This is a genomic window from Porphyromonas sp. oral taxon 278 str. W7784 (assembly GCF_000467855.2).
GTDB lineage: Bacteria > Bacteroidota > Bacteroidia > Bacteroidales > Porphyromonadaceae > Porphyromonas.
In genome coordinates this window covers 1-7,418 of sequence record NZ_KI259247.1, presented here as the reverse complement: position 1 = coordinate 7,418, position 7,418 = coordinate 1, and the positions used below count along the sequence as shown (strand labels likewise).

6 protein-coding genes are annotated in these 7,418 nt (G+C 51.2%); 2 read left to right on the top strand and 4 right to left on the bottom strand.

From position 1 onward, the window contains the following. On the top strand, positions 1–359 hold a 359-nt coding region (locus HMPREF1556_RS08890; protein WP_232299045.1), incomplete at its 5' end, for a hypothetical protein. Positions 360–383: 24 nt separating this feature from the next. Beyond that, on the top strand, positions 384–1,280 hold the full coding sequence (locus tag HMPREF1556_RS06285) for a hypothetical protein (RefSeq protein ID WP_157047522.1): 897 nt from the start codon (positions 384–386) through the stop codon (positions 1,278–1,280). A gap of 227 nt (positions 1,281–1,507) precedes the next feature. Here HMPREF1556_RS06285 and HMPREF1556_RS08885 read toward each other — a convergent pair whose 3' ends face one another. The 4 genes from HMPREF1556_RS08885 to HMPREF1556_RS06270 form a co-directional block, all read right to left on the bottom strand. Continuing rightward, the gene (locus tag HMPREF1556_RS08885) at positions 1,508–2,983 is read right to left on the bottom strand and encodes an efflux RND transporter permease subunit (RefSeq protein WP_021667541.1); all 1,476 of its coding nucleotides are present in this window, start codon (positions 2,981–2,983) and stop codon (positions 1,508–1,510) included. Between the two features lie 2 nt (positions 2,984–2,985). Further along, complete coding sequence (locus HMPREF1556_RS08880) at positions 2,986–3,735, bottom strand: efflux RND transporter permease subunit (RefSeq protein ID WP_021667540.1); 750 nt, start codon at positions 3,733–3,735, stop codon at positions 2,986–2,988. 633 nt (positions 3,736–4,368) lie between these two features. Continuing rightward, positions 4,369–4,620 carry a hypothetical protein gene (locus HMPREF1556_RS08960; RefSeq protein ID WP_369795593.1) on the bottom strand — a complete coding sequence of 84 codons (252 nt, stop codon included), beginning with the start codon at positions 4,618–4,620 and terminating at the stop codon, positions 4,369–4,371. Between the two features lie 126 nt (positions 4,621–4,746). Then, entirely contained in the window at positions 4,747–6,603 is a 1,857-nt protein-coding gene (locus tag HMPREF1556_RS06270; RefSeq protein WP_021667537.1) for a heavy metal translocating P-type ATPase, read from the bottom strand. Positions 6,604–7,418: the final 815 nt, after the last annotated feature.

Genomic DNA, 7,418 nt, shown 5'->3' with positions numbered 1-7,418 from the left:
ACCCACTGTGGGTCGTCGATGCGACCTACCGTGGATCCCTTTTTGCCCCCTCCACGACCAAGCTCTTCGCCTGCCCCTCCAGCCCCAACTTCCCTCACCTCATCGCTTGTGTCGGTCGAACGTGTACCTTCCCTCGTCCGAACGTATACGTATCGCGAGTAAAACGTATACGTTTCGAGCGTGAAACGTATACGTTTTGCCCACGCAGGGTATACGTTCTCCCGCCACAGCCTTCTCCTGCCCCACCTGAGGACGATGGTCAGCCCGTCTGCAACCCCTACCTTCGCCGTGAACTCCGAGGCTGTGCTACTTGCCCTGTACCTTTGCAGACGCAGGGCCTTTATCGTACCTTTGGGTAGACAATCAATCAATAAATTAGGACGATGAGAAAAGGATCGCTGAGGGTATCGAGATGGCTCTGCGCTTGTAGCCTGCTGTGCTCTACGATAGCCCAGTCAGAGGCACAGCAATTCATGGGGTATAGTCCCAGGTGGTATGGACCGAACGCCAATCCCATCCCCGAGGCACGTGAGGCGATGATACCTCAGGGACTTCGCCTTCATAATAGCTTACAGTACCAGCTGTCGAAGAAGGATAAGACGGCTACCTTGTTTACCGATCTAGAGATACCGATCGTCTCCGAGCGAGCCTCGGTGCGTGTCTATGGCTATGGGGCGGAGTACTTCCACTGGTCGCCCGAGAGTATGAGCCGAAGAGGTATGGCAGGTGACTTCCAGCAGGGGCTGATCGTAGGAGATATATACCTCCAGACCCGACTGCGCCTATTGAGCGAGGATGCTGGATGGAAGCCTAATGTGGTGCTGAACTATACCCTGAAGACCGCTTCTCCTAAACCTATAGCCAATGAGCGGATGCGCTTCTTTGATACGCCGGGCTACTTCTTCCATGTGGAGGTCGGGCGGACTCTAGTGGCTCCAGAGGCTTCACCGGTGAGCTTAAGGGTGAGCGGGCATGTGGGCTTCATGTGCTGGGAGACCGTCCAGAAGCAGAATGATGCCTTCATGTATGCGCTTGCACTGTCTAGTCAGATGAAGGACTGGCATCTTCTGCTTCAGTTCGGTGGGTATAGTGGTTGGATGAAGCACAGCTACGGAGCTGAGTATGGTGATGAGCCGATGCACCTCACGGCAAGGTGTAGCTATCGTATCAATCGTCATCTCACAGCCTCGTGTGGCCTGGAGCGTGGGCTACGGGATTATCCCTTTACCCAGCTTTCCCTGGGCCTCACCTACATTTCCGACTTCCGCCTCTTCCCATAAGGCTGCTAGAGTTGGTCACTTCTCCCCCCCTCCCCTAAGAGCAGAGATCGATGAGATACTCAGATATAGAGGAGAGTGGAGAGATAAGGTTTAGCCTTCTGGAGTTCCTATTCGACTTTTTGCGTGTCACCGCCAGACTGCTCTGCACTGCTGCCGTTTCCGCTTTTAGGTACTTGCGTCGTGCGGCGTAAACAGTGGGGAACTCGAACGACTGGCTTACCGTTATCCTATACGGTGCTTTGCACGTCACGTCCACGCACGTTGAACCCTACGTATATGCGCCGCTGCCCGTCTTCGTGCGTGATTTGTGCCGGAGCGTCCTCGAAGCTGATTTCGGCAACCTGTCTCAATGGCAACGTCCCGCCGTCGGGCAGTGGCAGATAGAGACCTTCCAATGCCTCGAGGTCGTTGCGCAGGTCATTGTCCATCCGCACCACCATGTCAAAGCGGCAGTCTTCCTCGAATACGTAACCTGTGCGACGGCCTGCGAAATCCGCCTCAAGTACTCTGTTGGCGGTGGTTATGGAAATGCCGTATTTCGCCAGGCGGTCGCGGTCATACTTCACCTGTATCTGTGGCTGTCCCTGCACCTTCTCCACGAACGGCTCAGACACGCCATCCACATTCTTGATGAGCGATGCCACCTTTTTCGCCGAAGATTCCAGTGCGTCGAGGTCGTTGCCGTATATCTTTATCGCCACATCTTGCTTGATGCCCGTAATCAGCTCGTTGTTGCGCATCTGTATGGGCTGCGTCATTTCTACCTCCATGCCGGGAATGATGCTCAGGGCTTCCTCCATCTTCTCCATCAGCTCGTCCTTGGTTTTCGCCGATGTCCATTCGGCTTCCGGAATCAAGGATATGAGCATGTCGGCACGCTCCATTGGCATGGGGTCGGTGGGGATCTCGGAGCTTCCTATGCGAGTCACCGCCTGTTTTACCTCTGGGAACTGCACCTTCAGGATTTTCTCCGCCTGCGTGGCGTTTTCCCCCATCTGCGAGAGCGACGTGCCCTGCTCCATGCTTATCTCGGCGGCGAAGTCACCCTCCTCAAGGCTGGGGATAAATTCTCCGCCCAACCTATTGAAGATAAGTAGGCTGATAGTGAACAGCACGACCATCGAGGCTATCAGTGTCTTGCCCCAATTAAGGCTTTTCGTGATGACGGGCAGATACCATCCCCTCGGCTTCTCAACGAGGCGGTCGGACAGGTTGCGCTTGTGCGTGCTTTCCTTGCTGAGGAACAACGCACTCGCCATAGGCACATACGTGAGTGACAAGATGAACGCACCGAGTATGGCGAAGAAGATGGTCATCGCCATGGGGCGGAACATCTTCCCCTCAATCCCCGCCAGCGTGAGCAAGGGCAGATAGACCGTCATGATGATGATCTCGCCGAATGCCGCACTCTTGCGGATTTTGGACGCAGAGAGATATACCTCGTCGTCCATCTGCGCCTGCGTGAGCCTTGCGCCCCGGTACTTGTCCCTGCTGATGCCTATGTGGTGGCACACGGCTTCCACGATGATGACCGCACCATCGACGATAAGCCCGAAGTCTATCGCGCCGAGGCTCATCAGGTTTCCGCTCACGCCGAAGAGCCTCATCATGCCGAATGCAAACAGCATGGACAGTGGGATGACGGAGGCTACCACAAGTCCTGCGCGGTAGTTGCCGAGGAACAGCACGAGGATAAAGACCACAATCAGCCCCTTGTCACGGCTCCATAGCGGGTGGCATATCCGAACTGCACGTTTGCCACGTCCCTTACGAGTATCGGTGTACCGCCAATGGTCTTCACGGGAATTTTCCCGATGTCCTCTAACGACGTGGCGAGACCTATGCCTCGGATGAAATACTGGTTGCTGTTCTTCTCTATGTAGCTACCGCCAGTGTTCTCGTTGCCCGCTTCGAGGGCGTCATACATGTCCGCTACGGTCAGCCCCGATGCGTTCAGCCGGTCGGCGTCAATCGCCACCTCATACTGCTTCACGTATCCGCCCCATCCGCTTACTTCGGCTATGCCCTCCGTGCCGGACAGCTGCTTGCGCACAATCCAGTCCTGCATCGTGCGCAGGTCGGTAAGGCTGTACTTATCCTCATAGCCTTTTTTCGCGCGTATGGTGTAATGGTAGATTTCGCCAAGCCCGGTCGTCACGGGGGCAAGCTCCACCGTGCCTTTTCCTTGTGGCAGCACCTCCTCGGCCTCCTTCAATTGCTGGCTCACCTGCTGCCACGCCCAATGCACATCGGCGGCATCGTCGAAGACAAGCGTGATGACCGATAGTCCACTGCTGCTGATGCTCCGCCGCTCCGTCACTCTCAGTATGTTTGTGAGCGCCATCTCCACGGGAGTGGTGATGAACTGCTCCACCTCCTGAGCTCCCAACGACGGAGCCTGCGTGATTACCTGTACCTGATTGTTGGTGATGTCAGGCGTGGAGTCAAACGGCAACTGTGACAATGACCACCCTCACCAGATGATGAGGGCTACTGTCAGTATGCCTATTGTAAGTTTGTTCTCTATTGAGAATTTAATCAGTTTCTGAAGCATATTCCGTTCTAATTGACTTTTTGAATAAAAGTCCTCCTTGTTGCCCATTGCAATAAGGATAGAAAGAGATGTCGGAGACCTTCGCCTTCTTTTTGAGACCGTGCAATGGTCTCAAAAATGACAAGCACAGCTTGTTTTTTTGCTTGACTTTGCAGCATGCGGTCATCGCAAGGCGTTAAGACGGAAGGGCGAAGGGAGTTTACACCAAGCCCGAATGTCGCAAACAACGAAGCGAGTGCCGTATGATGCAATAGTCTCATCATAGGCATACGACAACAAAGGAAAGAGCGGTGCAACAGGCACTAAGGTTCTCTTTATTGATGCCTTTGTTATATTACGTTTCACGCTCCCTTACACGAAGGGAACAGATGATGTATAAAAAGGGAAATAGGGTATGCAGAATGGCATACCACACCTCATGGATTTATAAGAGGTATCAGAAAATGATATGGGGAGGTGCCCGCAGGGCATTGGTCCAGTTCAGTTCCGCCGATTGGTAGATGGCGATACCTTCCCATTCGCATGGAACCTTCTTTACCGGGAATAGTTCGGCAATTGCACTCTGCATATCGCATAGACAAATGCCGGAATTATCTTATAGGAAGTATTGTTGTGTACATCGGATTTGGATACGAACAATCCGCCATTCTCTACGCACGCCGTGCTGTCATCGTTGTGGCCTGTATGTTCGTCATTATCCGTGTTGTCGCTGTCACAGCGTTCCACAACCGTACATAGCGCCTTATCGTGGTGATGATGCGGAATGAATGGCACGGCAAGCAACATGATTGCCGCCAACGCCACTATCCGCTATGTACACTTGTCTTTTCATCTCTTTGTTGACAGTAAAACTGCTTTTCGGGTGCAAATATATGCTTCTACTTTTGCAACTTGGTTGCAAAGATGGGGTTATTATTGTTTTAACGCATTGCGGACACGTATGCTCCTTAACGCATTGAGTATGGCAAGTATGGTAACACCTACATCGGCAAACACGGCAGCCCACATATTGACAGCGCCCAACGCTCCCAACAGCAAGATCAGGAGTTTGATACCGATGGCGAATACGATGTTCTGTTTCACTATACTTAACGTCTTGCGCGCTATCACCATGCCTTCGACGATATTCATGGGATTATCATTCATCAATACGATGTCGGCGGCTTCAATGGCGGCGTCACTGCCGACGGCACCCATGGCAATGCCTATGTCAGCAAGTTTGATGACTGGAGCATCGTTGATGCCGTCGCCGACAAAAGCTATGGGAGACCGGGCATGTTCTTTGCGCAGTGCCTCGACAAACCTCACCTTGTCTATCGGTAGCAGTTCGGCATGGAATTCATCTATGTTTACTTTCCCGGCAATATCTTTGGCCACATCACTGCGGTCGCCCGTAAGCATGATTGTTTTTCCGACTCCGGAGGCTTTCAGCCTGGCGATGGTCTCGGCGGATTGTGGCTTTAGGTTATCGGAAACGACGATATGTCCCATATAAATGCTGTCTACGGCGACATGGACAATTGTACCTGTCTTTTTGCATGACCGGGGTGTCACACCAGCACGCGACATAAGTTTTTCGTTTCCGACATAAACCTTCCGATTGTCTATGATTGCCACGATTCCTTCGCCTGCAATGTTCTCATAGCCGGTCACTCTTGTTTTGTCCAATGGCAGATTGCAGGCATCCCGTATTGATGCCGACAAGGGATGGTCGGAAAAGCTTTCCGCCAATGCAGCCAATTCTATAAGCTCATGTTCCGACAACATTTGGGAATGTACGGCGGTGACCGAGAAATTGCCTCTTGTCAGAGTCCCGGTCTTGTCGAACACGACTGTTTTTATATGCGCCATCATTTCTAGATAGTTGGAACTTTTTACAAGGATGCCCTTTCTTGATGCTCCGCCTATTCCGGCAAAGAACGTCAGCGGGACGGACACGACCAGTGCGCAGGGGCAGGAAATCACCAGAAAAATTAGGGAACGGTTTAACCAGACAAGCCACTCGCCACCCGCAATCAGTGGGGGAACCAAGGCGAGCAATGCAGCCACAGCCACGACAGCAGGTGTATAATAGTGCGCGAAACGGGTTATGAACTTTTCACTCTTCGCCTTGCCTGTATCCGCATTTTCTACCAAATCGAGGATTTTCGCGACAGTCGATTCTCCAAATGTTCCCGATGTACGGATGTGCAGAACACCTGTGAGATTCAGGCTTCCGCTGATAACGGTATCGCCTTCGGAAACCTCACGCGGAAGGCTTTCACCTGTCAACGCAGCCATGTCGAGAGTCGTACTTCCAGAGATTATCTTTCCGTCCAATGGTATTTTCTCTCCCGGTTTTACTACTATGACACTGCCGACCGGGACATCCGACGGAGACACCCGTGTTAGATTTCCCTCTTTCTCAATATTGGCATAATCTGGACGGATATCCATCAATGCTGCAATCGAAGCCCTGCTCCGTTCCACCGCTATGTCGGAGAAAAGTTCCCCAATCTGATAGAACATCATCACTGCCGCCGCTTCGGGGTATTCACCGATGGCAAATGCTCCAACGGTAGCAATAGTCATGAGGAAATTCTCATCGAAAAACTGACCTTTGCACAAATTGCGCAAGGCTGCATAAACTATGTCCGCACCGATTATGACATAGGCGATGGCGCATAATCCGATGTGAATCTCTTCCGGAATAGCCGGAGTATATGCCACCATTAGCAAAACGATGCTCGTAATGATGCGTATCACTTTGATTTTTTGTTCTCTTTCCATAACCAATCATTTAATCCTCTGCAAAAGTACGAAAAAAGAACTGCAACCAAGTTGCAAAGTCAGTCGTGTCGCCTGTTTTGGCAATCAGGGCAAAGACCTTTCAATAAATAATCGGCACTATGCAACTCAAATCCTTTCGGATAATGTACGATCGGAACATAGGTATGGTCGAGACAGTATGTCTTATGGCAACTCTGCACACATGGTCATTGCGACATAAGCAGTATTTTGTCGAGCCGCTTCCGCCTTCTATCTTATGGACAAGATGGTGTTGCGCAAAGAGCGACAAAGTTCTGAACAGTCTGGATTTGTCCACGCTGTCCAATGTGTTTTCTAAGTCTGTCAGGCTGAACGTGTCATGAAGCTCATACATGGCACGAAATACCATGATTCGAACAGCCGTTGGCCGAATACCATAGTCATTCAGATATTTTGGAATATCAATTTTATCGGATAGCATAATATGTTTCAGTGAATACATCTCATGCGTTTCGTGTAAATATCCATTACTATTGTCGTGTACGCAAAGAATCATGTATTTATTGCAGTACACAAATCCATTCCACGTAAAGTATGGAATACACAAAAATAGGCATTACTTTTGAGACCATTACACGGTATTTCAAAGGTATACAGGGTTGTGGTTGCTTCCTATATCACTGATATTTAGTATCCTCATAGCCCAAATAGTCGTATAGCAATGCCTACCAAACAAACCGAACCTGCTCCGAGCTCCCTGCAAGTTTATACGCAGGTGCGTCGTGACCGCATGAAGCACTCGTCCCTTCGACAGATCAGCGCTTGCGTTGACTGGC

What these genes read in the sequence shown, in the direction of transcription:
- HMPREF1556_RS06285 (WP_157047522.1), top strand. Translation starts at nt 384, where the DNA reads ATGAGAAAAGGATCGCTGAGGGTATCGAGATGGCTCTGCGCTTGTAGC.
- HMPREF1556_RS08960 (WP_369795593.1), bottom strand. Translation starts at nt 4,620, where the DNA reads ATGTTGCTTGCCGTGCCATTCATTCCGCATCATCACCACGATAAGGCG.
- HMPREF1556_RS06270 (WP_021667537.1), bottom strand. Translation starts at nt 6,603, where the DNA reads ATGGAAAGAGAACAAAAAATCAAAGTGATACGCATCATTACGAGCATC.